General features: G+C 63.1%; 27 protein-coding genes. 20 read left to right on the forward strand and 7 right to left on the reverse strand.

From position 1 onward, the window contains the following. Positions 1-53: 53 nt before the first annotated feature. Positions 54-1,550 carry a PLP-dependent aminotransferase family protein gene (locus AB8A23_RS24125; RefSeq protein ID WP_439057955.1) on the forward strand — a complete coding sequence of 499 codons (1,497 nt, stop codon included), beginning with the start codon at positions 54-56 and terminating at the stop codon, positions 1,548-1,550. 5 nt (positions 1,551-1,555) lie between these two features. Here the strand turns inward: AB8A23_RS24125 and AB8A23_RS24130 are convergent, their stop codons facing one another. Both AB8A23_RS24130 and AB8A23_RS24135 read right to left on the reverse strand, forming a co-directional pair. Next, positions 1,556-1,924, reverse strand: a complete 369-nt coding sequence (locus AB8A23_RS24130) for a nuclear transport factor 2 family protein (RefSeq protein ID WP_184519389.1) — start codon at positions 1,922-1,924, stop codon at positions 1,556-1,558. Between the two features lie 42 nt (positions 1,925-1,966). Further along, on the reverse strand, positions 1,967-2,683 hold the full coding sequence (locus AB8A23_RS24135) for a DJ-1/PfpI family protein (protein WP_089267005.1): 717 nt from the start codon (positions 2,681-2,683) through the stop codon (positions 1,967-1,969). A gap of 61 nt (positions 2,684-2,744) precedes the next feature. Here AB8A23_RS24135 and AB8A23_RS24140 point away from each other — a divergent pair, with 61 nt between their 5' ends. Next, on the forward strand, positions 2,745-3,749 hold the full coding sequence (locus AB8A23_RS24140) for a GlxA family transcriptional regulator (RefSeq protein ID WP_439060466.1): 1,005 nt from the start codon (positions 2,745-2,747) through the stop codon (positions 3,747-3,749). Between the two features lie 139 nt (positions 3,750-3,888). Beyond that, positions 3,889-4,668 carry a class II aldolase/adducin family protein gene (locus AB8A23_RS24145; protein ID WP_089267004.1) on the forward strand — a complete coding sequence of 260 codons (780 nt, stop codon included), beginning with the start codon at positions 3,889-3,891 and terminating at the stop codon, positions 4,666-4,668. A 216-nt stretch (positions 4,669-4,884) separates the two neighbouring features. On the opposite strand, the gene AB8A23_RS24150 is transcribed toward AB8A23_RS24145, so the two are convergent. The 4 genes from AB8A23_RS24150 to AB8A23_RS24165 form a co-directional block, all read right to left on the reverse strand. Further along, a complete protein-coding gene (locus AB8A23_RS24150; RefSeq protein ID WP_439057952.1) occupies positions 4,885-5,100 on the reverse strand; it encodes a hypothetical protein in 216 nt (71 codons plus the stop codon). Between the two features lie 208 nt (positions 5,101-5,308). Next, entirely contained in the window at positions 5,309-6,712 is a 1,404-nt protein-coding gene (locus AB8A23_RS24155; protein ID WP_439057950.1) for a M20/M25/M40 family metallo-hydrolase, read from the reverse strand. A gap of 12 nt (positions 6,713-6,724) precedes the next feature. After that, on the reverse strand, positions 6,725-8,017 hold the full coding sequence (locus AB8A23_RS24160; RefSeq protein WP_439060465.1) for a glycosyltransferase family 87 protein: 1,293 nt from the start codon (positions 8,015-8,017) through the stop codon (positions 6,725-6,727). 137 nt (positions 8,018-8,154) lie between these two features. Further along, a complete protein-coding gene (locus AB8A23_RS24165) occupies positions 8,155-9,774 on the reverse strand; it encodes a helicase HerA-like domain-containing protein (protein WP_439057948.1) in 1,620 nt (539 codons plus the stop codon). Positions 9,775-10,142: 368 nt separating this feature from the next. On the opposite strand from AB8A23_RS24165, the gene AB8A23_RS24170 reads away from it, so the two are divergent. From AB8A23_RS24170 to AB8A23_RS24250, 17 genes are all read left to right on the forward strand, one after another. After that, positions 10,143-10,508: a hypothetical protein gene (locus AB8A23_RS24170; RefSeq protein WP_068734292.1), complete on the forward strand. Its 366-nt coding sequence runs from the start codon at positions 10,143-10,145 to the stop codon at positions 10,506-10,508. Between the two features lie 74 nt (positions 10,509-10,582). Continuing rightward, complete coding sequence (locus AB8A23_RS24175) at positions 10,583-10,990, forward strand: DUF4332 domain-containing protein (RefSeq protein ID WP_089267001.1); 408 nt, start codon at positions 10,583-10,585, stop codon at positions 10,988-10,990. A 283-nt stretch (positions 10,991-11,273) separates the two neighbouring features. Beyond that, a complete protein-coding gene (gene folP, locus AB8A23_RS24180) occupies positions 11,274-12,119 on the forward strand; it encodes a dihydropteroate synthase (protein WP_439057945.1) in 846 nt (281 codons plus the stop codon). Next, positions 12,116-12,481 carry a dihydroneopterin aldolase gene (gene folB, locus AB8A23_RS24185; RefSeq protein WP_089266999.1) on the forward strand — a complete coding sequence of 122 codons (366 nt, stop codon included), beginning with the start codon at positions 12,116-12,118 and terminating at the stop codon, positions 12,479-12,481. The genes folP and folB overlap by 4 nt, the downstream gene beginning before the upstream one ends. 3 nt (positions 12,482-12,484) lie before the next feature. Beyond that, positions 12,485-12,976, forward strand: a complete 492-nt coding sequence (gene folK, locus AB8A23_RS24190; protein WP_439057943.1) for a 2-amino-4-hydroxy-6-hydroxymethyldihydropteridine diphosphokinase — start codon at positions 12,485-12,487, stop codon at positions 12,974-12,976. Between the two features lie 343 nt (positions 12,977-13,319). After that, positions 13,320-15,191 carry a methylmalonyl-CoA mutase family protein gene (locus tag AB8A23_RS24195; RefSeq protein WP_439057941.1) on the forward strand — a complete coding sequence of 624 codons (1,872 nt, stop codon included), beginning with the start codon at positions 13,320-13,322 and terminating at the stop codon, positions 15,189-15,191. An 11-nt stretch (positions 15,192-15,202) separates the two neighbouring features. Then, on the forward strand, positions 15,203-15,670 hold the full coding sequence (locus AB8A23_RS24200) for a GFA family protein (protein ID WP_093759041.1): 468 nt from the start codon (positions 15,203-15,205) through the stop codon (positions 15,668-15,670). An 18-nt stretch (positions 15,671-15,688) separates the two neighbouring features. After that, a complete protein-coding gene (locus AB8A23_RS24205) occupies positions 15,689-16,099 on the forward strand; it encodes a hypothetical protein (RefSeq protein ID WP_309944810.1) in 411 nt (136 codons plus the stop codon). Continuing rightward, entirely contained in the window at positions 16,096-18,249 is a 2,154-nt protein-coding gene (gene scpA, locus AB8A23_RS24210; RefSeq protein WP_439057939.1) for a methylmalonyl-CoA mutase, read from the forward strand. The genes AB8A23_RS24205 and scpA overlap by 4 nt, the downstream gene beginning before the upstream one ends. Positions 18,250-18,284: 35 nt before the next feature. Next, on the forward strand, positions 18,285-18,602 hold the full coding sequence (locus AB8A23_RS24215; RefSeq protein WP_093759043.1) for a nucleotidyltransferase family protein: 318 nt from the start codon (positions 18,285-18,287) through the stop codon (positions 18,600-18,602). Beyond that, complete coding sequence (locus tag AB8A23_RS24220) at positions 18,602-18,937, forward strand: HepT-like ribonuclease domain-containing protein (RefSeq protein WP_175367531.1); 336 nt, start codon at positions 18,602-18,604, stop codon at positions 18,935-18,937. Before AB8A23_RS24215 ends, AB8A23_RS24220 begins: the two co-directional genes overlap by 1 nt. Beyond that, complete coding sequence (locus AB8A23_RS24225; RefSeq protein WP_439057937.1) at positions 18,934-19,731, forward strand: DUF3298 domain-containing protein; 798 nt, start codon at positions 18,934-18,936, stop codon at positions 19,729-19,731. Before AB8A23_RS24220 ends, AB8A23_RS24225 begins: the two co-directional genes overlap by 4 nt. Continuing rightward, entirely contained in the window at positions 19,728-20,714 is a 987-nt protein-coding gene (gene meaB / locus AB8A23_RS24230) for a methylmalonyl Co-A mutase-associated GTPase MeaB (RefSeq protein WP_439057935.1), read from the forward strand. The genes AB8A23_RS24225 and meaB overlap by 4 nt, the downstream gene beginning before the upstream one ends. Before the next feature lies 1 nt (position 20,715). Continuing rightward, on the forward strand, positions 20,716-21,372 hold the full coding sequence (locus AB8A23_RS24235) for a pyroglutamyl-peptidase I family protein (protein WP_439057933.1): 657 nt from the start codon (positions 20,716-20,718) through the stop codon (positions 21,370-21,372). Positions 21,373-21,525: 153 nt separating this feature from the next. Then, positions 21,526-22,779, forward strand: a complete 1,254-nt coding sequence (locus AB8A23_RS24240) for a multidrug effflux MFS transporter (protein WP_439057932.1) — start codon at positions 21,526-21,528, stop codon at positions 22,777-22,779. A 113-nt stretch (positions 22,780-22,892) separates the two neighbouring features. Beyond that, a complete protein-coding gene (locus AB8A23_RS24245; protein ID WP_439060464.1) occupies positions 22,893-23,150 on the forward strand; it encodes a hypothetical protein in 258 nt (85 codons plus the stop codon). 1,201 nt (positions 23,151-24,351) lie between these two features. Beyond that, positions 24,352-25,722: a TIGR03808 family TAT-translocated repetitive protein gene (locus AB8A23_RS24250; protein ID WP_439057930.1), complete on the forward strand. Its 1,371-nt coding sequence runs from the start codon at positions 24,352-24,354 to the stop codon at positions 25,720-25,722. On the opposite strand, the gene AB8A23_RS24255 is transcribed toward AB8A23_RS24250, so the two are convergent. Next, on the reverse strand, positions 25,719-26,240 hold the full coding sequence (locus AB8A23_RS24255) for a TIGR03809 family protein (protein ID WP_439057928.1): 522 nt from the start codon (positions 26,238-26,240) through the stop codon (positions 25,719-25,721). The two genes, AB8A23_RS24250 and AB8A23_RS24255, sit on opposite strands and share 4 nt — an antisense overlap. Between the last annotated feature and the right edge of the window lie 381 nt (positions 26,241-26,621).

Raw genomic sequence — 26,621 nt, forward strand, 5'->3', positions numbered from 1 at the left:
TTTACTGGCCCCAATCAAAGATCCATTCCAGTAAAAATGACTGAGCCAGTTTGATGGGCGACATTCTCGCAGGGCTGATCGATATCGCGCGCGGGTCCGCGAGCGGCGAGACGTTGACGCGGCAGCTCTATGATCAGCTCCGCGCGGCGATCCTGAGCGGCGCGCTGCCGCCAGGCCATCGCCTGCCGTCGAGCCGCGACTGCGCGCAGCAGCTCGGCCTCGCCCGCAACACCGTCTCGTCCGTCATCGATCAGTTGGCCATGGAAGGCTATCTCGACGTCGCGCAGGGACGACGCCCGACGGTCGCCGCCGCTGAGCGCAAGGCGTTGCTGACCGGGCGCAACATTGCCGGCAAGACGCCGAAGCCGCTCGGCCTGTCGCGCTGGGCCGAGCGCGTGCAGAAGTCGGATTGGCCGTTCATCAACAAAGGGAGGCCACTGCTGTTGGCCCCGGCGCTGGCAGATGCGCGGCTGTTTCCCCACGACATCTGGGCGCGCTGCCTGCGCCGCGCGGCGCGACGCGGATCGACCGGCGATCCCGCCATCAATCGCGCCTCGTTGCGCAACGCCCTGCTCCGCCATCTCATCGCCTATCGCGGCGTGCGGGCCGAGGCACGACAGATTATCCTGATGCCATCGGCGCAGTCTGCGCTTGAACTCATCGCGCGCGTGTTACTCGATGCCGGCGATCTCGCCTGGGTCGAAAGCCCCGGCTATGGCGGCGCATATGCGGCGCTCAATGCGGCCGGCGCGACCATGCGCGGCATTTCGCTGGATGGCAGCGGCCTCTCCATCAAAGGCCGGCGCGATCGCCCGCGGCTGATCTTCGTGACCCCGTCGCATCAGCATCCCACCGGACGGCTGATGCCTGTGAGCCGGCGGCAGCAATTGCTTGCATTTGCCAATGACATTGGGGCTGCCATCGTCGAGGACGACTATGACAGCGAATTCCACTATGACGGCCGCCCCGTCGCCGCCCTGCAGGGCCTCGATGACAACGGCCGCGTGTTCTATGTGGGCACGTTCTCGAAACCGATGTTCGCGGATGTGCGCAGCGGCTACGCCATCGTGCCGCCGGATCTTGCCGACCTGTTCGAAAAGGCGCAGCGCCACGGCAGCCATATCGTGCCGGCGCCGGTGCAGGATGCGCTGGCCGAATTCATCGACGACGGTCACTTCGCGGCGCATATCCGCAAGATGACGCGTGTCTATCGCAGCAGGCGCGATCACCTGCTGCAGGCACTGCAAGTTCATGCCGGCGATCACCTGACGATCGAACCGCCGGCCGGCGGCATGCAGTTGCTAGCCCATCTCGATCTCGATCGCGACGACCGCACCATTTCGGCACGACTTTCCGAGCTCGGCGTGACCGGCCGCCCGCTATCGATGTATTTCACCGGACCTGTGGCCGGCCAGGGATTGTTCATGGGCTTTTCCGCCTGGAACGAACAGGAGATCGACAAGGCTGCCGCCATCGTCGGACAGGTGCTGCGCGCCACAGCTCCGCCACGCGGCCACTCCGGCAAGGCACCGAAGCGGCCGAAGGGCTGACGTTCCTATGCAGCCGCGAGCTTCTTCTCGACGGCCAGCGCCGCCGGCAGCGGTCGCCACAGCACCGTCATTTCCTGTATGAGGCCGGCGTCGTTCAGACGCCAGTAGTCGACGCCATCCAGCTGTTCTGTGCCAACGGTGATACCGAAGAAGGCGGACACGTGTTCCGGGCCCTGCAGCACTTCGTGGAAGTCGAAGCTGTCGACGACACCCAGCAGCGCCGTGACCACCGGCCGGATCGCTGCCTTGCCCTTGAACGGCTCGGCCGCGAGCGGCGTCTTCAGCACGATGTCGTCGGCCATATGCGAGAGCATGGCATCGAGGTCTTTGCGCTGCATCGCTTGGGTAAATGCATGGATGTGCGTGAGGTTCATGATCATGATCCTTTCGATCATATTAGAAGCGGCTTGCGCAACTCACTCCGCCGCTGTCGGCACGATGATGCCAAGCTTCGTCGCGATGCGTTGTGCGGTGGCCTCGCGTTGCGCGGTGATCTTCGCCACCGACTGACGGGTCTGCGCCAGCACCGTCGCCGGTGCGGTTTCGGGCGTGCCGCTGTTGAACGGCGGCTGTGGCGCATATTCCATGAACAGCTGAATTCCCTGCGCCACCTCGTCGCCGCGCAGTTCTGCAGCCAGACGCAGCGCGCCATCGATGCCCGACGTCACGCCGGCGGCGAAGATCCAGTCGCCGTCGATCACCACGCGCTCGTTGACCGGCGTTGCGCCAAAATAGCGCAGCAGATGAAACGACGCCCAATGCGTGGTCGCGCGGCGGCCCATCAGCAATCCCGCAGCGCCGCAGATCAGCGCGCCGGTGCAGACCGAAAAGATTCGAGCATGTCCGGCCTGCTGACGGAGCCAATCGAGCACAACCGTATCGTCCATCAGCGCTTCCTGGCCGAAGCCGCCGGGCACATGCAGCACGTCGAGCTGGGGCGCGTCGCCAATGGCGGCATCCGGCGTAATACGAAGCCCCCTGTAGTCGCGCACGGGATCGGTGGTCTTGCCATAGATTCGATAGGTCGAATTCGGGATCCGCGACAGCACTTCGAACGGGCCGGTGAGATCGATCTGGTCAAGCCCCTCAAACAACAGCGAGCCGATCTGGAGATGTTGGTCTGGCGGGATCATGGAATGCTCCAAGCATTTGTGAATGGACAAGCCGAACCTAGCCCGGCACAGTCTGGCGAATATGCCAAAGACCCCTCGTTCCCCGCCAAACTCTGTTGCGACGGTTCCGCGCGTTATCGACGTGCTGGCGTTCCCGTCGGTGCAACTGCTCGACGTGTCCGGCCCGCTGCAGGTCTTCGCCACGGTCAATGAGATCATGCAACGCAAGGGACAACCTGCGCCCTATAGGCTGCGCGTGATCGCGCGCGGCGGCCATAGTGTGACCGCCTCTGCCGGACTTGGCCTCGCCGTGAGCGATCTGCCGCGCCAGGCCGAACCGATCGACACGCTGCTCATTGCCGGCGGTCCCGGCGTACACGCCGCCGCTTCCGATCCCGCTATGGTCGCCTGGGTGCGCAAGCGCGCGGCCAAGGCGCGGCGCACCGCCTCGGTCTGCACCGGCGCGTTCCTGCTTGCGTCAACCGGCGTGCTCGACGGCCGTCGTGCCGCCACCCACTGGTCCTGGTGTTCCGAACTCGCGCAGCGCTTTCCCGACGTGCATGTGGAGTCCGACCCGATCTTCGTCCGCGACGGCGCGTTCTGGACATCGGCCGGCGTGACCGCGGGAATCGATCTCGCGCTGGCGCTGGTGGAGGAAGACCTCGGACGCAGCGTCGCGCTGATGGTGGCGCGCCATCTCGTGGTATTTCTCAAGCGCCCCGGCGGCCAGTCGCAATTCAGCGCGGCATTGTCGCTGCAGACCGCGGACGACAAATTCGGCGCGCTGCATGAGTGGATCGGCAAGCATCTCGCCGACGACATTTCGCTACCCATGCTGGCAGAACAGGCCGGCATGAGCGAGCGCAGCTTCAGCCGGCACTATGCGGACGCCACCGGCATCACGCCCGCCCGCGCCGTCGAGCAGTTGCGCGTCGAAGCCGCACGGCGGCTGCTCTCGGAAACGAAACTGCCGGTGAAACGCATTTCGCAACGCTGCGGCTTCGGTTCCGAAGAAACCATGCGACGCAGCTTCCTGCGATTGCTTTCTGCCACGCCGCAGGACTATCGCGCGCGTTTCAGTTCCTGAATGTCGCGATCGGGCCTTCTGCCACCCTGGTAAGCATGTCTGCCGCGCAAACCGTCTGGCTTGCTGCCGCAACAGGGCGGGATTAGGCTGGCATCAGCCAAACGCCAAAACACTGCCAGTCAATCCGGGAGCACTCAACATGTCACCAGCCGAAGCCCGCCTCAAGGAAGTGCCGTCGCATATGAGTGAGGGCGAATGGGCCCAGCGCGTCAATCTCGCCGCTGCCTATCGCCTCGTTGCGCTCTACGGCTGGGACGATCTCATCGACACCCACATCTCCGCCCGCGTGCCCGGCCCCGACCATCACTTCCTGATCAATCCCTATGGCCTGATCTTCGAAGAGATCACGGCATCGTCGCTGGTCAAGGTCGATCTCGACGGCAACCAGCTGTCCGAAAGCGAATACAGCATCAACCCGGCCGGCTTCACCATCCATTCGGCAATCCACGAAGTCCGCGAAGACGCCGGCTGCGTGATGCATCTGCACACCCCGGACGGCACCGCAGTGGCCTCCTGCATGGAGGGCCTGCAGCCCCTGAACCAGACTGCTCAGCTCGTGATCCCCGAACTCGCCTATCACGACTATGAAGGCGTCGCGCTCGATCACGACGAGCGCCCGCGCCTGCAGAAGGATCTTGGCACCAAGAACGCCATGCTGCTGCGCAATCACGGCACGCTGACCGTCGGCCGCTCGGTCGCCTCGGCGTTCGAGCGCATGTATTACCTGGAACGCGCCTGCACCATGCAGGTCCGCACCCGGATGCTCGGCCCGACCGCCTATCCGGTCGACCAGATCGTCATCGACAAGAACGCCGCGCTGGTGGGCAACCCCGACAAGGCCGAACTGCGCTCGACCAAGCTGGTCTGGCCGCCGATGCTGCGCAAGCTCGACCGCCGCGATCCGTCTTACAAGACCTGAGATTTGGTGCTATAGAGAGGTCATAGACCTCTACACAGTGATTCAAAACGCCGTCCAATTCCGGACGGCGTTTTTTCTTTGTTTTGGTTTTCTCGTTATTCCGGGGCGCTCGCACTTGCGAGCGAACCCGGAATCCCGACCTGTTCATCACCACGAGATTCCGGGCTCAGCCCCATCGCCTTCGGCGTTGGTTCTGCCCCGGAATGACGGGATTAATCACGGCCGCATGAACGCAAAATCCGTGTCGGGATCGCAATTATCGGCAACGAAATGCAGCTCCGACTGCACGTCAGTCGCGCTCCTGGTTTCGAGATATTTCGAGACCACGAGATTCACCAGGGAGCGGCAGACGCCATCCTGATCGACCCCGGCGGCTTGTGCTGCCGCCATCGCAGCAGAGAAATGAGTATTGGCGATTTCGGATGCAGACACGGCGTTCTCTCCCTTTTGTCTTTCGATCAGGAAAGCCTGACGCAAGCCTTGATGTGGGTCAACGCGCAGCCATACTCGTCATTCCGGGGCGGAACGGGCGCCGAAGGCGACAGGACCGAACCCGGAATCCCGCAGTGATGAACACGTCGAGATTCCGGGTTCGCGATCGCCAAGTGGCGCTCGCGCCCCGGAATGACGAATGTGTAGCTTACTTCTTCACATCCGCCAGCGCCGCAATGATCCGCGCCCACGACCGGATGCCCTTGTGGAAGCTCTTGAGGTCGTACTTCTCGTTCGGCGAATGGATATTGTCGTCATCGAGGCCGAAGCCGATCAGGAGCGAGTCCAGACCAAGCGTGCGCTTGAAATCCGCGACGATGGGAATCGACGCACCTGAGCCGATCAGCAGCGCCTGCTTGCCCCATTCGTCGGTCAGCGCATCGCGCGCTGCGGCGAGCGGCTTCATGTTCCAGTCGAGCGCGATAGCCGGCGCGTTGGAGTGATCGAGAAACTCCGCGGTGCAATCGCCGGGCAATTGCGACGTGACGAAAGCGCGGAACGCATCGCGGATCTTGCCGGGGTCCTGGCCCTCGACGATGCGGAACGAAACCTTGGCCGAGGCATGCGAGGCGATCACCGTCTTGGAGCCCTCGCCCGTGTAACCGCCGACGATGCCGTTGATGTCACATGTGGGGCGCGACGTGATCTGTTCGATCAGTTCGCGGCCTGTCTCGCCGGCCGGGATCGACAGGCCGATTGGCTTCAGGAATGACTCAGCGGTGAGACCGAGGCCCTTCCACTGCGCCAGAATATCGGCAGGCAGATCCTTCACGCCATCATAGAAGCCGGGAATGGTGATGCGGCCATTGTCGTCATGCAGCTTGCCGAGAATATTGGTCAGCACGCGGATCGGATTGCGCGCACCGCCGCCATAGATCCCGGAATGCAGATCGCGGTTGGCCGCGGTGATCTTCACCTCTTCATAGACGAGCCCGCGCAGCGACGTGGTGATCGCCGGGGTCGACGGGTCCCACATGCCGGTGTCGCAGACCACCGCGAAATCGGCGGCGAGATCCTTCTTGTTGGCTTCGAGGAACGGCACGAAATTCTTTGAGCCGACCTCCTCCTCGCCTTCGATGCAGATGGTGAGATCGATGGGCAGCGAGCCCGTGACATTCACCCAGGCCCGGCAGGCTTCCACGAAGGTCGAAAGCTGGCCCTTGTCGTCCTGCGCACCGCGCGCAACGATGATGTCGCGGCCATCGGCATGTTTGGTGACGACCGGTTCAAACGGCGGACGATGCCACAGGTTCAGCGGATCGACCGGCTGAACGTCGTAATGACCATAGAACAGAACATGCGGCCGCTTGCCGGTGTTGCCCTTGGCGGTGGCGACGATGGCGGGATGGCCCGCCGTCGGCCGTACCTCGGCGTTGAAGCCCAGGCTCTCGATCTCGCCGGCCAGATGCTTTGCCGCCGCCTTGCAGTCCTCGGCGTAAGCCGGATCGGCGGAAATCGACTTGATCCGCAACAGTGCGAACAACCGCTCCAGAGCCTTGTCGAAATCGGCATCGACGCGATCGAGAACGGATGCAAGCTGCGTATTGGACATGGGCGAATTTCCTTAAGCGTGATGGTCCGGAACTTCGGTGGAATCTAGCAGCACCGGCGGGTGGTGCATATGCCAGATCAATCCGCCTGCGAGGATGGCCGTTGCCAGCAGATTATTGCCCCAAGCCTGCAGCATGGCCGGGAATACCGGGATCGACAGCGCCATCAACGCGCCGACAACGCCGAGCAGCCACCATGTTCCGGTCCGTACATTCGGCCTGGGATCATCGGCAGCGCGATGCATCAGCACCGTGAGCGGCAGGAATAGCCACATGAAGTAATATTGCCGCGCCAGCGGCGATGCCACCGTCATCAGGCAGAACAGCACGCCGAGTTCTTCGGCACGTGAGCGCGGCGTGAGTTTCGATCGCGGCAGCAGCGACCAGATGAAGCCGAGGCCGATCAGACCTGACACCGCGAGCACGATCAGGTTCGCGGTTTTGTAGCTGACATCGATCAGGTTCATCGTGGCCGATCCACGCTTGCGATCGTCCTGGAAATAATCGATCGGCCGCACCAGGCGATGCGTCATCGCGATGATCGATTGATTGACCCAGGACCAGTTCTGTTCGTCGCGCTGGCCGAAGCCTTTCTCGGAGCTGGAGCCGACCATTTCCGTGTACCAGGTCTTCACCTCGGCCGCATTGCGCTCGAAGCCGCGAAACGGCGCCGGCACGACATAGAGCAACAGCAGCGTGCAGATGATCATGCTGGCCGAGGCCGCCCAGTGCCGCCGCCAGATCAGATAGGGTAGCACCGCCACCGGAAACACCTTGATGGCCGTGGCGAGCGCAAACATGCTGCCGCCGAGCCACGGCCGATCCTTCTGCATCCACCAGAAGCCGAGCAGCATCATCGCCAGCAGCACGAGATTGGGCTGGCCGAGATCGTACATGTCGAACACGAAGGTGATGGTCGCAAAGCCCGGCAGCGCCGCAAGCCACGCCGCCGGAATTTTCTTCGAGCCGGTCATGGCATTGGACAGCTGGCTGGTGATCGCCCAGGCCGCCGAATTCAGGATCGAGAGCAAGAGATAAAGCGGGACCTTGCCGAACCAGCTCGGGAGCGCCAGCAAGACCGCGGACAGCGGTGGATAGATGAAGTCCAGCGCCCCATTGGTCTTCGCCTCATAGAGCGGCGCACCATGCAGCACCTGCCGCCCGGCCCAGAACCACAGCGCGTAGTCCTTGGTCTTGCCGTTGCCGAAGATTTCCGGAACGAGCACATCCGCCGTCAGCAGGACGCAGGTGATCAGGAACAGCACGTCGAGCGGCTGCCGCAAGGACGGCCACCGCAAAACCGGCATTTCGCCGTCACTTTTCGTCACTTCGCAGTCCCGCTTCAAAGACGCGCCGAGGCAGCGCGTTCAGACCGCGGTGGGTAGCAGATGGCGCCGGACCTGCAAAGGCGCAGGCCGGCGTATACCGACGTGGTGAATGGCACTTACCGCTTCAAAATCCCGCCCAGCGTCCCGCGTACGATCTCGCGGCCGATCGAGCTTCCCAGCGAGCCGCCCACCTGCTTGCCGATATTGGCGACGATGCCGCCGACGACCTTGTTGGTCACGCTGCGGGTGACGCTGCGCGCAATCACCTGGCCGGTGGAGAGCCTGTTGCGGCCGGTATTGGTGCCGAAGATGGTGCCGACGATCGCACCGAGCTGGCCCAAAAATCCACCACCACCGCCCGCCGCGTCGCCAGCCTCGGCGGGCGTCGCCGCCGTCCCGGCGATGCGCTTCTGCAGCGTCTCGTAAGCGGATTCGGAATCGATCGCGGTGTCGTATTTGCCCTTCACCGGGCTCGCCGCGAGGATTGCCTTGCGCTCCTCAGGCGTGATCGGCCCGATCCGTGCGGTCGGCGGACGCACCATGATGCGTTCGACCATCGCAGGCGTGCCGTTGCCTTCGAGGAATGAGACCAGTGCCTCGCCCTTGCCGAGTTCGGTGATGACCGTGGCCGTGTCGAGTTTCGGATTGGCACGGAAGGTCTGTGCTGCCGCCTGCACCGCCTTCTGGTCCCGCGGCGTAAAGGCGCGCAGAGCGTGCTGAACGCGATTGCCAAGCTGGGCGAGTACGCGATCGGGCACATCGATCGGGTTCTGGGTGACGAAATAGACGCCGACACCCTTGGAGCGGATCAGGCGCACCACCTGTTCGATCTTGTCGAGCAGCGCCTTCGGCGCATCGTTGAACAAGAGATGCGCCTCGTCGAAGAAGAATACCAGTTTGGGCTTCGGCAGGTCGCCGACTTCGGGCAATTCCTCGAACAGTTCCGAAAGTAGCCACAGCAGGAAGGTTGCGTAGAGCCGCGGGCTCGACATCAGCTTGTCGGCAACGAGGATATTGACCATGCCGCGGCCGTCGCGGTCGGTTTTCAGAAAATCTTTCAGCTCCAGCGCCGGCTCGCCGAAGAATTTATCGGCGCCCTGGTTCTCCAGCACGAGCAATTGGCGCTGGATGGTGCCGATTGTCGCCTTGGTGACGTTTCCGAAGCTCAAGGCTGACTTGCGGACATCGGCGAGTGGATCGACCTCGTCCTTCTTGGCGGTCATCGGCACGATGGCATCGAGCAGCGCGCGCAGATCCTTCATGTCGAGCAGCGTCAAACCGTTCTCGTCGGCGACGCGGAAGGCGACGTTGAGCACGCCTTCCTGCACATCGTTGAGATCGAGCAGCCGCGCCAGCAATAGTGGCCCCATCTCCGAAATGGTCGCGCGCACCGGATGGCCCTGCTCGCCGAACACGTCCCAGAACACGGTCGAGAACTGATCGGGCTGGAACGTCAGCGCCATCTCCTTGGCGCGCTGCAAAATGAAGTCCTTGCCCTCGCCGACTTCGGCGATACCCGAGAGGTCGCCCTTGATGTCCGCAGCGAAGACCGGCACACCGGCACGTGCAAAGCCCTCCGCCATCACCTGCAGCGATACGGTTTTACCTGTTCCCGTCGCGCCCGTGACGAGACCGTGGCGATTGCCGAGGGCCAGCGTCAGCCATGCCGGTTGGTCGCCCTTGCCGATGAAGATCTTGCCGTCGGTATCGCCTGACTTCAGTTCGGTGGTCGCCATCGGATCGCCTCTGTCGCGCGCATCAAGAAAAAGATTTCAAAAAAATTTGCGGCTCACCATGATCTTACCGCATCTTGGCGAGCGATTGAAACGCAAAGCGTTCCCGCCACACTTGAAACCCGTCCGTCGTTCCCACGGACGAAACACAAGCCGTATCTTTTTGCTCTTTCCAAAGTACGGCGCTGTCGCATCTGCGAACAATTGACCAAAATTTCACGTTTGCTCTTGCATTGGTGCAACACTCGATACGCGATCACACTGAATCGCACGTCGGGCGAGTTGGCGCGCTTGTAATTCGAATCACAGCGGCTCAAGATCACTTTTCAACATAAGGGCATCGGCACTCAACCGATGTGAGGCGGGGCATCATGGACGAATTGATCAAAGCGCTGACCGCAAAGGTCGGCATCGACGAAGCTGTGGCTGAAAAGGCTGTCGGCATTATCTTGGGGTTCCTGCGCAAGGAAGCACCGGCCGCGCCGGTCAATGCGCTCATCGAAAAAATTCCGGGTGCGGATGCAGCCATCGCATCGTCAGAGGGCGGTGGTGGATTGAGCAGCCTGATGGGCGGCGGCATCATGGCCCTGGGCAGCAAGCTGATGGGTCTTGGCCTCGGCATGGGCGAGATCCAGAGCGTCGCGCGCGAACTGTTCAAGTTCGGCCGCGAGAAGATCGGCGCGGATGCCATGGACGAGATCGTTGCCGGCACACCTGGCCTGAGCCAGTTCTCCTGACCGTCTGTTACGTCAGCAGCCGCGCGTAAGCGTCCAGCATCTTCATACGTCCGATCTTCATACGTCTGAGTACCATGACATATCCCATCTCCAAGATTGACGGTTTGACGGCCTTCGCCGCGACCAAACTGAAAAAGGCAGGCATCCGCACCATGGAAGGGCTGCTGGACGCCGCTCACTCCGCGAAGTGCCGCAAGGAACTCGCTGCCAAGACCGGGTTCAGCGAACAGCAACTGCTCGAATGGGCGAACCTCGCCGACTACCTGCGCATCCCCGGCATGGGCAAGGCCAAGGCCGAACTGCTCCGCGCCTCCGGCGTCAACACGGTACGCGAATTGACCCACCGCAACCCGTCCCGCCTGGCTCAGGCGATGCGCGAGGCCAATGACAAGCGCAAGCTGGTGCGGGTGATGCCCTCGGAGAAGTCGGTCGGCGACCTGATCGAGAAGGCCCGCCAGTTGCCGCTGAAGATTTCGTATTGAGACAACCCATTCTGTCAGCGAAGGCGCGGCAGCGCTCCCTCTCCCCGCGCTTTGCGGGGAGAGGGGTGGGGTGAGGGGCGAGGCACACGATCAACCTCTGCAAAGATCTCTCGGATCGATAAGGCGTTTATTCAAACCGACCCGTTGGTGCGGCCCCTGCTCTTTCTATCGAGCATGGCCCCTCACCCGCCGCGAAGGCGCGGCGACCTCTCCCCGCCTAGCGGGGAGAGGTTGGGCATCGCCCCATCTTGACTCCCTCCCCCCGACCGCGCAAAGCGACCTCATGATCGCGCGTCCGACCACGTCTGCTCCGACCGCCCACCCGGTGCTGGCCGCGCTGCTGGCATCGCCGGTGCCTGCCGTGATGGGCATCCTGAATGTCACCCCGGATTCCTTCTCCGATGGCGGCCAGTTCGATGCCCCGGAGCGCGCGCTGGCGCAGGCCAGGCGGATGATTGCCGAGGGCGCCGGGATCATCGACATCGGCGCCGAGTCCACGCGCCCCTATGGGTCCCGGCCGGTCACTGCCGATGAAGAGTGGGCGCGGCTCGTGCCGGTGCTGGCCGACGTCGTCGCGCTCGGCACGCCGGTGTCGATCGACAGCATGAAGGCGTCCGTCGTCGCGAAAGCGCTCGCCGCCGGCGTCGCCATCGCCAATGACATCTGGGGACTGCAGCGCGATCCCGACATGGCGCGCGTCATCGCCGAGCACAGCGCGCCGGTCGTCGTCATGCATAACCGCGACGAGGTCGATGGCAGCATCGATATCGTCGCCGACATGAAAGACTTTTTCGCGCGCTCGCTGGAGATCGCCGCCAGGGCCGGCATCCCTGCGGGCCACATCGTGCTCGACCCCGGCATCGGCTTCGGCAAGACGCCTGAGCAGAGCATGATTGCTCTGGCGCGGTTCGACGCGCTGACCAGCTTCGGCCTGCCGGTGCTGATCGCCGCCTCGCGCAAGAAATTCATATCGACCGTCGTACCGTCGGAGCCACAGCAGCGCATTGGCGGATCCCTCGCCGCGCATCTGCTGGCGGTGCGGCACGGCGCCAAAATCGTCCGCGCCCATGACGTCGCGGAAACCGTTCAGGCCCTGCGCGTCACCGCAGCCATCGAGGAATTAAGATGACCGACATGATCTTCATCAAGGGCGTATCCGTGCATGCCCATCACGGCGTGCTCGATTACGAAGGCGTGGTTGGGCAGCGCTTCGTCATCGATCTCGAACTCGATGCCGATATCGACCTTGCCTCGCGCACCGACCGCCTTGCCGATACCGTGTCCTATGCCAATGTCGTCGCCACCGCGATCGCTGCTTTCAAAGACACCAATTACAAGCTGCTGGAACGCGCCGCCGGTGCGGTAGCCGATGCGGTGCTCGCGGATTTTCCGCGTATCAGCTCGGTCAAGGTCACCGTGCACAAGCCGCACGCGCCGATCGCCGCGATCTTCGACGATGTCGGCGTGGTGCTGCGCAGATCGCGGGCATAACCGATGGCCAGCGTCCTCATCGCGCTCGGCGGCAATGTCGGCGATGTCCGCATGACCTTCCGCAAGGCGATCGGCAATATCTGCGGCATGACGCAGGCCGCGTTGATCGAACGCTCGGCAGACTACAGCACACCGCCGGTGGGCGATGTGCCGCAGGACCACTTCGTCAATGCGGCAATCGAGATCGAGACCGAACTCGATCCGCACGCGCTGTTGTTCACGCTGCACAGGATCGAACACAAGTTCGGCCGCAACCGCGTTGCCGAGGGGCACTGGGGTCCGCGTCCGCTCGATCTCGACATGATCGCCTATGACGACGTGGTCATCGCCAAGCCGGAACTGCACCTCCCCCACCCGCGCTCCACTGAACGCGCCTTCGTCCTGGTGCCGCTGGCCGAGATCGCCCCGGACCGGATGATATCAGGCAAGACCGTTGCCGAGCATCTGAAGGCGCTCTCAACCGACGGCATCGAGAAGCTGCCGGATCTGGATTGAGCGCCGGCCTCTAACCTCTCCCCGCCCCCGTGCCTAGCGAAGCTTCGCTAGGCGGGAGAGGTCACCGCGCCTTCACGGCGGGCGACGGGCAGCGCGCCGCCTATCGTCACGACGTCATTCGCGGATCCCACCGTGCGATCCGCTCCGACCAGATTGGTTTGGCTCTGTGCCCCGCCCCTCACCCGTCGTCGCTGCGCGACGCCGCCCTCTCCCCGCATTGCGGGGAGAGGGAAGAAAGCGCCAATTCCGCGCATCCCCATGCTCGAACAGCCATTGGCAACCCCTTCTCGGCATGGCATTTTCCGGCTCAACCACGAAGCAATACCGGGAGTGAAGTTCCTCAATGTCGACTGCGACTGACGACCTGCGGCTGGCCGCCGATTTTGCGCCTGCGAGTTACGATGACTGGCGCAAGCTCGTCGATGGCGTGCTGAAAGGCGCGCCGTTCGAGAAGCTGATCAGCAAGACCTATGACGGCGTCAAGATCCAGCCGATCTATCCGCGCGCCCAGGATGCGGCGCCGATTGCCGGCCGGCCGGCCGCGGCGCCATGGCAGATCATGCAGCGGATCGACCACCCCGATGCCGCGAAGTCGAACAAGCAGGCCCTGCACGATCTCGAAAACGGCGCCACTGGTCTCACGCTGGTGTTCGAAGGCGCCAATGGCGCGCGTGGCTTCGGCCTCGTCGCGTCGCCCGACACCATCGAGACGCTGTTCGACGGCATTTACCTCGACGCCGGCATCGGCATCGAACTCCATGCCGGCCCGCAGTCGCGCATGGCCGTGACGCATCTGGCCGATTACATCAAGACGAAGGGCATCGATCCCGCCACATGCGACATCCGCTTTGGTCTCGATCCCATCGGCGCCACCGCAGTATGGGGCACCAGCGCCTATAACTGGTGGGAGATGGCGCCCGCCGTCACCGACACCATCAAGAAGCTCGCCGCGCAAGGCTTCAAGGGCCCGTTCGCCGTCGCCGACGGCCGCATCATTCACGATGCCGGCGGCTCCGAAGTGCAGGAGCTGTCCTACGTCCTCGCAGTGATGGTGTCCTATCTGCGCGCGATGGAAGACCATAACATTCCGCTCGAGACGGCCCGCGGCATGGTCTATGCGCGTCTCGCGGCTGATGCCGATCAATTTCTCACCATGGCGAAATTCCGCGCGCTGCGCCTGCTCTGGGCGCGCATCGAGGAAAGCTGTGGCCTCGCGCCGAAGCCGCTGTTCATCGCTGCTGATACCGCATGGCGCATGCTCACGCAGCGCGATCCCTATGTGAATATGTTGCGTGCGACCATGGCAACCTTCGCCGCCGGTCTCGGCGGTGCCAACTCCATCTGCGTGCTGCCGCACACGCTGGCCCTCGGCCTGCCCGACGGTTTCGCACGCCGTGCTGCGCGCAACACCCAACTGGTGCTGCTGGAAGAGTCCAATCTCGCCAAGGTCACCGATCCCGCCGCCGGTGCCGGCGGCATCGAGGCGCTGACGCGCGAACTGTGCGACGCCGCATGGGCGCAGTTCCAGGACATCGAAAAAGCCGGCGGCGCTTTCCCGGCGCTTGGCAACAACCTGATCCAGCCGAAGGTCGCCGCCACCCGCGCTGCACGTCAGGCCAGCGTCGCCAAGCGCCGCGAAGTGCTCACCGGCGCCAGCGAATTCCCGAACCTGCATGAGGCCCGCGCCACCGTGCTGAAGGTGAAGCCGATCCCCGGCAAGCCCTATGGCAAGGACAAGATCAAGTTCAACCCGCTGGAACCGATCCGGCTGGCCTCGCCCTTCGAGGCGCTGCGCGACAAGTCGGATCATCTGCTGGCGCGCAAGGGTGCCCGTCCGAAAGTGTTTCTGGCCAATCTCGGCACGCCGGCCGATTTCACGGCCCGCGCGACCTTCGCCAAGAGCTTCTTCGAGACCGGCGGCATCGAAGCCCTCGACAGCGACGGGTTCGCCGATCCGGCCGTACTCGCCAAGGCCTGGAAGGCCTCCGGCGCCGCGCTGGTATGTATCTGCTCGTCCGACAAGCTCTATGCCGGCCAGGCCGCGCCCGCAGCAAAAGCGCTTCAGGCCGCCGGCGCAAAGCATATCTATCTGGCAGGCCGCCCCGGCGACCTCGAGGCGCCCTTGCGCGACGCAGGCGTTAGGGATTTTATCATTGCCGGCGGCGATGCGCTGGCGATGCTGGTGCAGGCCCACGATCTACTAAATTCAGCCTGATGGAGTAAGCCATGACGGCAACGGCGAGCAAACCCGCGCTGACCGGCGGCTGCCAATGCGGCGCGATCCGCTTTGCGCTGTCGGCTGCGCCGACCCGGGTCAGCATCTGCCATTGCCGCATGTGCCAGAAGGCCACCGGCGCGCCATTCGCCTCGTTGGCCGATATCCCGAACGAGAACTTTGCATGGACCCGCGGCAAGCCGGCGGCGTTCAAGTCATCGTCGATTGCGGAGCGCGACTTCTGCGCCAAATGCGGCACGCCGCTGAGCTATCGCGCCATCGGCGGCCCCAAAATCGAGATCATGACCGGCGCCTTCGACAGGCCGGACCGCGTGGTGCCGACGCAGCAATTCGGCACGGAGTCACGCCTGGGCTGGGTCGGCAACGTGTCGAACCTGCCGAGCAAGACGACGATGCAGAATTTCGGACCGGAGAAATGCGCGGAAGTGTTCAGCTATCAGCACCCGGATCATGATTGAGATGATGGGAACTGACTCATGTCTCACCAACACGAGCTGGATAAACTCGAAGCGGAGCGAGCCCGCTTGCAGTCGATGATCGACTATCACAATCCGACACTCGATTATCGCAATCCGTCGACTTCCACGACGATCCCGCCGTTGGCCGTCGGGTTGTGTGCCGGAATGCTCTTGCTCCTCGGGTGGATTTTCGTGTCCGGAGTGATAGCGGGTGAATATAGTCTGTTGAACGTTGTCGCGCTGACCATCGTCCTGGCGCTCATGGCGTTGATCGGAATGCGCAAGATAACCGTCTTCGGCATTCCGATTACAGTATTCGAACTCATCTTTCTCGTCCCCGGCGGACAAACGGCCGGTGAACCCCAAATACGTCAACGCCTCGCTGACTGCGAAACAAGAATCAAGAAATTGAAGGAACGCCGCTCGTGAGCAAGATTCCGAACTTCGCCGAGATCGATTTCGCCGCCCGTGCCGCCGGCGCGCCGTCGCAGGGCGAACCATGGTTGACGCCCGAAGGCATCCTGGTGAAGCCGGGTTACGGCGAGGATGACGTCAAGGGCATCGATTTCCTCGATACCTATCCCGGCATCGCGCCATTCCTGCGCGGCCCCTACCCGACCATGTATGTCAACCAGCCCTGGACGATCCGGCAATATGCCGGCTTCTCCACCGCGGAAGATTCCAACGCCTTCTATCGCCGTAATCTCGCCGCCGGCCAGAAGGGCCTCTCGGTCGCGTTCGATCTGGCCACCCATCGCGGCTATGACAGCGATCATCCGCGCGTCTCGGGCGATGTCGGCATGGCCGGCGTGGCGATCGACTCGATCTATGACATGCGCACGTTGTTCGCCGGTATTCCGCTCGACCAGATGAGCGTGTCGATGACCATGAACGGCGCGGTGCTGCCGATCCTCGCGCTCTATGTCGCCGCCGCCGAAGAACAGGGCGTGCCGCCGGAGAAGCTGACCGGAACGATTCAGAATGACATTCTGAAAGAGTTCATGGTGCGCAACACCTATATCTATCCGCCGACGCCCTCGATGCGGATCATCTCGGACATCTTCGCCTACACCTCGCAAAAGATGCCCAAGTACAATTCGATTTCGATCTCCGGCTATCACATGCAGGAGGCCGGCGCGACGCAGGATCTTGAGCTGGCTTACACGCTCGCCGACGGCGTCGAATATCTGCGCGCGGGTCTTGCCGCCGGCATCGATGTCGACCGCTTCGCGCCCCGGCTGTCGTTCTTCTGGGCGATCGGCATGAACTTCTTCATGGAAGTCGCCAAGATGCGCGCCGCGCGGCTGCTGTGGGCCAAACTCCTGACGCAGTTCAATCCGAAGGACCCGAAATCGCTGTCGCTGCGCACCCATTGCCAGACCTCGGGCTGGTCGCTGACCGCGCAGGACGTCTACAATAACGTGATGCGCACCACCATCGAGGCGATGGCGGCGACGCAGGGCCACACCCAGTCACTGCACACCAATGCGCTCGACGAAGCGCTGGCGCTGCCCACCGACTTCTCGGCGCGCATTGCCCGCAACACGCAGCTGTTCCTGCAGCAGGAAACCGGCACCAACCGCATCATCGATCCATGGGGCGGCTCCTATTACGTCGAGCGCCTGACACATGATCTCGCCACCAAGGCCTGGGCGCACATCCAGGAAGTGGAAGAGCTCGGCGGCATGGCCAAGGCCATCGAGGCCGGTGTGCCCAAGCTGCGCATCGAGGAAGCCTCGGCGAAGACCCAGGCACGCATCGATGCCGGCCGTCAGGCGGTGATCGGCGTCAACAAGTACAAGCCGGAAAATGAAGAAGCGCTCGACGTGCTCAAGGTGGAAAACTCCACCGTGCGCCGGCTGCAGATCGACAAATTGAAGAGGCTTCGTGGCGAGCGCAGCCAGGCCGACGTCGATGCCGCGCTGGCGGCGCTGACGCGCAGCGCCAAGGACGGCAACGGCAACCTGCTGGCGCTGGCGATCGATGCCGCGCGGGCCAAGGCCACCGTCGGCGAAATTTCCGATGCGATGGAAAAGGTGTTCGGCCGCCACCGCGCCGAGATCAAATCCATCACCGGTGTCTACAAGCGCGAGGCGTCCACCATGAACGACAAGGTCCAGAAGGTTCAGGCGCTGATCGACGCCTTCGAGGACGCCGAGGGCCGCCGCCCGCGCATCCTCGTCGCGAAAATCGGTCAGGACGGCCATGACCGCGGCCAGAAGGTGATCGCTTCGGCCTTCGCCGATGTCGGCTTCGACGTCGATATCGGGCCGCTCTTCGCCACCGCCGATGAAGCCGCGCGGCAGGCCGTCGAAAACGACGTGCACATCCTCGGCCTGTCGTCGCTGGCCGCAGCCCATCTGACCGCGGTGCCCGAACTCAAGGCCGCGCTCAAGAAGCAGGGCCGCGAGGACATCATGATCATCATCGGCGGCGTCGTCCCCCCGCAGGATTACGACGAACTCTACAAGGCCGGCGCCGAGGCGATCTTCCCGCCCGGCACGGTGATCTCCGAGGCCGCCGAAGAGCTGATCCACAAGCTCAATGCACGGCTGGGCCATAGCGAGGCGGCGGCGTAGCTGCAGCGTCACGGCAAACGTGGTAGGATCGCGGGATGACCGACGTGATCGACATCCCGCTGGAGACGATCCTCGCAAAACTGCGAGCGATTGCGCCTGCCATCAAAGCAGAAGGCGTGACGCGGCTGGCCGTGTTCGGCTCTAGGGTTCGCGGTGACGCACGGCCGGACAGCGATCTGGATATTTTGATTGAGACGTTCGACAGAGCGTCTTCAGCGCGACGCTTCGATCTGTTCAAGGTCATGCATCTCATCGAGGATACGATTGGAATTTGGCCGCACGTCATGTTTCCAACCGAATTGACACCTCGCATCAGGGAACGCATGGCCGACGATCTGATCGAGGTGTTTTGATGCCTCCCACGTCCGAAGATCGTCTGAAAGACATTCTTGATCGCGTTCATCTCATCGAGCGCGTCACGAGCGGCATGGCGCCGGATCAGTTCGCCGAAGACGAAGTTGTTCGCGGTGCGGTAGAGCGCTTCCTTGCCATCATCTGCGAAGCGTCATTGCGGTTACCGGATAACGTCAAGATTCTCGCTCCGCATATCAATTGGCGAAGAATGAATGATTTCGGAAATCACCTCCGTCACGCTTATCATCTAACGGATGCGGACGAAGTCTGGCAGATCGTGCAGAATGACCTGCCTCCCCTCAAAGCCTTTGTTGAAAGCGTCATCCGCGAATGACTATACGTGCCTTTCATCAGTCGCTGCTTGCGGCTTTGCTCCTCGCACTGCCATGCATCGCGCCCGCCCTCGCCGCTGAGCTAAAGCCCGACATCCAGCTCAAGGCCAAATACACCGAGGTCGCCGTCTTCTTCGATGCCGCGATCAAGTCGGATGCCCCGCTGCTGAAATATCTCACATCCGCCAGCAATGGCTGGGCTGCGAAGACGCTCAAGGAGCTGGCCGAGCAGCGCAAGGAGATGAACGATCTCCCTGCCGACATCCGCAACCGGCCATGGGAATCCGAACGAACCTATGCGCAAAGCTCATTGGTCGCGGGTCGCTATGTCAGCATCATTCGCGCGGACTACAACTACACCGGCGGCGCGCATCCCAATCGTGCCAATGACACGCTGCTGTGGGACAGGCAGGTCGGCAAGATGATCAGCATTCGTCCTTTCTTCACCGAGCTCGCCGATAGCGGGCCGGCGATGACGGCGATCCGCGATGCGGTCGTCGCCGATCTGAAAATCGAGAAGAAAAAGCGCGACAACGACAATCCCGACATGAGCCTCGTCGATGCGCTGGAGCCGAAGCTGCTCAAGATCGGGCCGGTATCGCTGACGCCATCGACGTCAGCCGGCAAGAGCTCCGGTCTCAGCTTCCATTACGGCCCCTATGCGGTCGGATCCTATGCCGAGGGCGATTACGACGCCTTCGTGCCGTGGGAGAAACTCAAGCCCTATCTGTCCGCCGAGGGCAGCGCGATCTTCGCCGGCGAGCGGCCGAAGGACGACGACAAGGGGCCGCAGTGACGAGAGCACCCATCGACATCGACGCCCTCGCGCGTGACGTCCGCGCCGGCAGCCGCGCCGCGCTGGCGCGGGCGATCACGCTGGTGGAAAGCCGCCGTGCCGATCATCAGGCCGCCGCGCGCGAACTCGTGCAGGCACTCCTGCCCGACACCGGCCGTGCGTTTCGCGTCGGCATCACCGGCTCGCCCGGCGTCGGCAAGTCGACCACCATCGATGTGCTCGGCATGTATCTGATCGAGCGCGGCCACAAGGTCGCGGTGCTGGCCGTCGATCCATCCTCGGCGCGCACCGGTGGTTCGATCCTCGGCGACAAGACGCGGATGAACGATCTGTCTGCCCATCCGAACGCCTTCATCCGTCCCTCGCCGTCCTCCGGCACGCTCGGCGGCGTCGCGGCGAAAACGCGCGAGGCGATGTTACTTTGTGAGGCGGCAGGTTTCGACGTGGTGCTGGTGGAGACCGTCGGCATCGGCCAGTCGGAAACCGCGGTCTGCGACATGACCGACTTCTTTCTGGCGCTGATGTTGCCCGGCGGCGGCGACGAGTTGCAGGGCATCAAGAAAGGCCTGATCGAACTCGCCGACATGATCGCCATCAACAAGGCCGATGGCGACAACCTCAAACGCGCCAATATCACCGCTGGGGATTATCGCGGCGCGCTGCATATCCTGGCGCCACGCTCGGAGCACTGGCATCCGCCGGTGGTCACCTATTCGGCGCTGACCAAGACGGGTATCGCCGAGCTCTGGGACAAGGTCGTCGCGCATCGCACGGCGATGAATGCTTCCGGCGATTTCGCCGGCCGCCGCCGCGAGCAGCAGGTGAAATGGATGTGGACCATGCTGGAGGATCGGTTGAAGGCGCGGCTGCGCAGCGATCCCGGCATTCGCAGCAAGGTCAAACAGGTCGAACGCGACGTCGCCGACGGCACGATGACGCCTGCCGTCGCGGCGGAGGCGATCGTCACGCTGTTGAAGGATTGAGATGGGCAGCGCCCCCCGCATCCTCATCACCGGCTTCGGCCCCTTCCCCGGCGCGCCGGTGAACCCGACGCAGGCGCTGGTGCGAAAACTCGCAACGCTGCGCCGCCCCGCTTTCGCTGACGTCACCCGCATCGCGCATATTTTCGACGTCACCTATGCCACCGTCGATCGCGAACTGCCGGAGCAGATCGCACGCCATCGCCCGGATGCGCTGCTGATGTTCGGCCTCGCCGCACGCACGCCCTATATCCGGATCGAGACGCGCGCCCGCAATGCGGTGTCGATGCTGTGGCCCGATGCCGGCCACACAACGGTGCGCCGCGCCAGCATTGTTCCGGGCGCTGACGCGCAGATGTTCGGCCCGCACACGGCACGTCTGTTCCGGGCTGCCCTCGCCAGTGGCGCCGACGTGCGCCCCTCACGCGATGCCGGCCGCTATCTCTGCAATTACCTGTCCTGGCGCAGCATCGAGGCCACCCGCGCGCCGAACGGGCCACGCCTCGCGGCCTTCGTCCATGTGCCGCTGCTGGCACAAGACGCCACCTCGCACCGCATGACCTCCGACGAGCTCACCGATACCGGTGAAGCGATCCTGCTGGAAATGATCCGCATGACCCGGGTCAAGCTGCGTGACGCAGCCCGGAATTCCGGGGTGTGAGGCCGTCAAGACGGCGCCCCCGGTTATTCTCTGAACATTAATTCATAAGTTGGGGAAATTCCGCCGGTTTCCGCGACGCAGCCATGCCGAAAGTCAACTTGTGCATCGCAACATGAAGACCCTAATGGCGGGAATGCTTTCAGGGACAGCTTTGTGACCGACATCAACGCCGACGCCCCCCTCGCGGTGTCATCGACCCATAGCCCAATGAAATTTGGCGAATTCGTCGTCGTGATCGCTTCGATCATGGCGCTGAATCCGCTTGCCATGGACATCATGCTGCCGGCGCTGCCGCATATCGGTGCGGCCTTCAAGGTCCCTGATGCCAACCACCTTCAGACCGTCCTCTCGGTCTTCCTGCTCGGCTTCGGCGTGGCCCAATTCGCCATGGGCCCGCTGTCGGACCGCTACGGTCGGCGCCCCATCCTGCTCGGCGGAATGGCCGTCTATTGCGCCGCGAGCGTGCTCGCGCTGTTCGCACCCTCGTTCGAAATCCTGCTGCTTGCCCGCCTGCTGCAGGGCGTCGGCACCGCGGCGACGCGTGTAATCGCGGTGTCGATCGTCCGGGACTGCTATGCCGGCGGCCGCATGGCTAGCGTCATGTCACTGGCCATCATGGTTTTCATTTCGGTGCCGGTCATCGCCCCGTCTTTCGGCCAAGCCCTGATGGTGCTCACGGAATGGCGGGGCATCTTTGTCGTGCTGATGCTATACGGCCTGCTGACGCTGGCCTGGAGTGCCTGGCGAATGCCGGAGACGCTGCCGGTCGCCAAACGCCGCTCCCTCGCCATTCGTGATGTGCTGTATGCCTATCGGCAAACTGTCAGCCATCGGCAGACGCTCGGTTACGGCCTCGCTGCCGGCATCCTGCAGGGCGCACTGTTCGCCTTCGTGTTTACGTCGCAGCAGGTGTTCACCGAGATTTTCCATCTCGGGCCATATTTCCCGCTTGCCTTTGCTTCCATCGCTTTCGGCGTCGCTGCGGCCAGCTTCTTCAACTCGCGCGTAGTCCATCGCCTTGGCATGCGCGCACTCTCCCACGGCGCCCTGCTCGGTTTCGTCACTGCTGGCGCGGCGATGTTATTGGCCGTGGCGATGGGCTTCGTGCCGCTATGGTTGTTCATCGCGCTGTCGATGCTGATGATGTTTGCCTTCGGCCTGATGTTCTCGAATTTCACCGCACTGGCGATGGAGCCGCAGGGCCACATCGCCGGCACGGCCTCCTCGCTCTACGGGACGCTGACCACGCTGCTGGGTATCGCCATCGGCACGGTTATCGGCCAGCACTATGACGGCACTCTGCTGCCGTTCGCGACCGGCCTTTTTCTTTGCACCCTCACTGCATTCGCGGTGATCCTCGTGGTGGAAAAAGGCCGCCTGTTCAAGTCTCACAAGATGGTGAGCTGAACGCTCTCGCGGCGTAGCCGAATGGCCGTCGCGCAATTTTGAAATGTCTGGGAATACGTCGGGGCGAACCCGGCGCCGCCATGAACGTTATCAATTTTTACCGGAGCAATCCGATGCCCTACGCACTGTTCTGTGACGACGCGAAACTAAGCAAATCCTATCCGACCGAGGCCGACGTCTGGAAACTCGCCGCGGAGAGCGGCCTTGTCACCGATGTCGAAGCCAAGAATTCGAAGCCGACACCGTACCGCGTGCTCGACAACGACTATGAGATCCGTCCCTGCCAGGCGGAGCCCGGCGAGTGCCCGGAAAAGAACGAACGCGACGCCCAGGCCGAGAAGGATTTCCAGCTCGCGCTGAAGGGACGATAGCGCGGGGCGCTACTTCATACGCATGTCATTCCTCGACACACGCTCGTCATTCCCAGGCACACCTGAGTGTGAAGGCGCGATGACCTCTCCATTGTCATCCCCGCGTAGCACGCCGAAGGCGTGCGCGGGGCGGGGATCCATACACACCGAAGAGACAGCGAAACCGTCGTCGTCGCGACGCCGCTGTCTCAACTTCCTGCTCGGAGGTTATGGGTCCCGCCCCGGGCACGCCTTCGGCGTGCTAGGCGGGGACGACAGCGGAGAGGTTCGACCCAAACATATTTTCCTATTTCCCGTTGACAATATCCCCACCAGGTTTATATTCCCCTCCGTCCTACCCCACCGAGAAGGGCGATCGCGATCGTCACGTTCGCGGGGCAGGATGCGGTGGACGCCGGAGATGCGGCGTCACGCGGTTCATGGGGGAACGTCTGTCTTCGGGCAGGACGGATCTGCGCCAGCACTGCCACTGGCAAGGAGACGGCCGACCTTGGGATGGACAGACCCCTGGACAGTGTGACGGACGACCAAGTCGAAACGCGTTCGGCTTACTCGCTTGAGGCTCCCTTCCCATCGCCTTGGGACTTTAATTCGCGATCGGAGCGTTCGTCGAGGCAAAGTGCAAGCAACCGAAAAAACACCGTATGCGGAACGCCGGGCACTTGCTCGGCGCATCCGAAAGTCCTGATGCACACTAACCTGCGGAAGACCGCATTCGCATCAGGCCCAAGGGTGCAACGGGCACCCGGCGTTCCGCACGCCCTCTCACAGGGGGGCGGGAATGCAAGAGACGACGGCGCCCCCGCGCCGCAAACAATGGGGGCGATGACGCATGTCTGAAGAGCAGTGGCTATTTGACATTTTGGATTTGCGACGGCGCGATGGAGGCGCCGGACCCACAGGTGTCATCCCCGGGCTTGACCCGGGGATCCAGCTTGGCCCGCACACCGTCGCACAAGACAAGGTGGATGGCCGGGTCAAGCCCGGCCATGACGTGGGGAGAGGTCTGGGATTATTGCGAAGCTCGCTTCGCGCCATCCGGCCATGACGACCGGGAGTGATGCACCCGCTCTTACCGTTCCATATGTCAGAGCATCATTAACCCTACCCTGCACATTCATCGCGGCCACTCTCGCCTGGCAACGTCACACGCATCATCTTGCGTTACCTCATCAGCGGACATCCACCGGGACCTCGAACCATGGACCTGCATCGCCGCCATCTGCTGACTGCGTCCGGCGCGGGTCTCGCCGCCGGCGCATTCGCCGCATCGAGCGATGCGGCACGCGCCGCCCCGCTCACCTCGACGCTCGGACGCGACGCCGCGCAATATGGCGTGCGCGCCAATAGCCAGGACGACCAAACGCGCGCATTGCAACGCGCCATCGACGAGGCGGCACGTGCGCAGGCACCGCTCGCATTGCCGCCCGGCAACTATCGCACCGGCATGCTCAGGCTCGCGCGCGGCTCGCAGATCATCGGCATGCGCGGTGCAACGACCCTCACCTTCAGCGGCGGCGCGTCACTGCTGTCAGGCGAAGGCGCGGACTATGTCAGCCTCAGCGGCCTCACGCTGGACGGCAATTTCGCCAACCTGCCGCCACGGCGCGGGCTGCTGCACATCGTGCAGGCGCGCGAACTCCGCATCAGCGATTGCACCGTGACCAATAGCGGCGGCGCGGGCATCTGGCTGGACAACACGGCGGGCGCGATCACCAGCAATACACTAACCAACATCGCCACCACGGCCATCGTCTCGTTCGATGCGCAGGGATTGATCGTCGCGCAAAACACCATTTCCGGCACCAGCAGCAACGGCATCGAGATCCTGCGCACCGCCATCGGCGATGACGGCACGCAAGTGATCGACAATCGTATCGAGGATATCAAGGCCGGCCCTGGCGGCTCCGGTCAATATGGCAACGCCATCAACGCTTTTCGTGCGAGCAATGTCATCGTCTCCGGCAATCGCATTCGAAACTGTGACTACTCGGCCGTGCGCGGCAATTCCGCGTCGAACATCCACATCACCGGCAACAGCGTGTCGAGCGTGCGTGAAGTCGCGCTCTATTCGGAATTTGCCTTTGAGGCTGCAGTGATCGCCAACAACACCGTCGATGGTGCGGCGCTCGGTATCTCGGTTTGCAACTTCAACGAGGGCGGCCGCATCGCTGTGGTTCAGGGCAACATCATCCGCAACCTGCTCCCGAAGCGACCGATCGGCACGGCGCCCGACGACGATGCCGGCATCGGCATCTATATCGAGGCGGATGCCAGTGTGACGGGCAATGTCGTCGAGAACGCGCCATCCTTTGGCATGATCGCGGGCTGGGGCAAGTATCTGCGCGATGTCGCCATCACCGGCAACGTGGTGCGCAACAGCTTCATCGGCATCGGTGTATCGGTGGCACCGGGAGCCGGCACCGCGCTGGTGAGCAACAACATGATTTCAGGCGCGCCACGCGGCGCTGTGGTCGGCCTCGATCATGCAAAGCCGGTGACCCCTGACCTCACGGCCGATGGCGCACAGCGCTATCAGCAGATTGCCCTCTCCGGGAACACGGTGCGCTAAAGCGCTGTCCGCAGCATCGGATAGCGCGCGCTCATCACCAGAGGATCAAGCGCTTTCTGCCAATCCAGATCCGCCGGCGTCACCGCCGCCTGCCGCGGCGGAGCCTGCCGCAACAGGGTTTCGATCGGGATCAGGACGGGCGAAGCCGCTTCAGCCACCGGCTCGATGTCGGGCTGCAAGGGCGCAACCGCAGGCGCTGCAATGGCAGGAGCCGCGACGGCAGCAGGCCGTGGTGGTTCAGGGGCGCGCGGCGCCCGGTAGATCACCCCTTCCGAAGACAGCACGCGCCTCACGGCGGCGGTCTCGCCCTCGACCATCAGCCGCCAGCGTTCAACCGCGTCCTTGGCTTCCTGAATGTTGTCGAGGAATTCAGCTTCACTGTGAAAACGGCGCCACCGCCCGCTCTCGAACAGTTCTGTCAGGTAATCCAGCCGGCTCTCGGCAAGAGCGCACCAGCGCTGGGCCAGTGGCCGACCGATGCCGGCATGCGGGTAAGGAAAATTCAGGTGAGATGACATGGAAATGTCCGCAAGAGAAAAAACGGACGCAAAGCAACAAACGAATCACTCACCAATACTTGGAGAGTTTCTGTGGAAAAGTTTTCGGGGTCCAGCGCAATGTGGTCAAACTTGGACAATTGCGTTGGAAACGCGTGAGAAAGCCCCGTCAAACCTGAGGTATTGCAGTCAAGCCTTGCTTGAGCCTTGCTCGATGCCGGGCCATGCACCGGCAATCTATGACCTGAAGGTTAAAATTTTTGGTTAACAAAAACGAAAGACCCGTCCGGGGGGACAACCGGACGGGTCAAGCTATACCGGCGCGAATGTTTGGGCGCATGCGCCGGATATGGCCTCGTTGGGGAGGGAATGCCGCTCCCACATCCATATGTCCGGCAGACC

The sequence above is a fragment of the Tardiphaga sp. 619_E2_N8_4 genome (assembly GCF_051810905.1).
Lineage (GTDB): Bacteria > Pseudomonadota > Alphaproteobacteria > Rhizobiales > Xanthobacteraceae > Tardiphaga > Tardiphaga robiniae.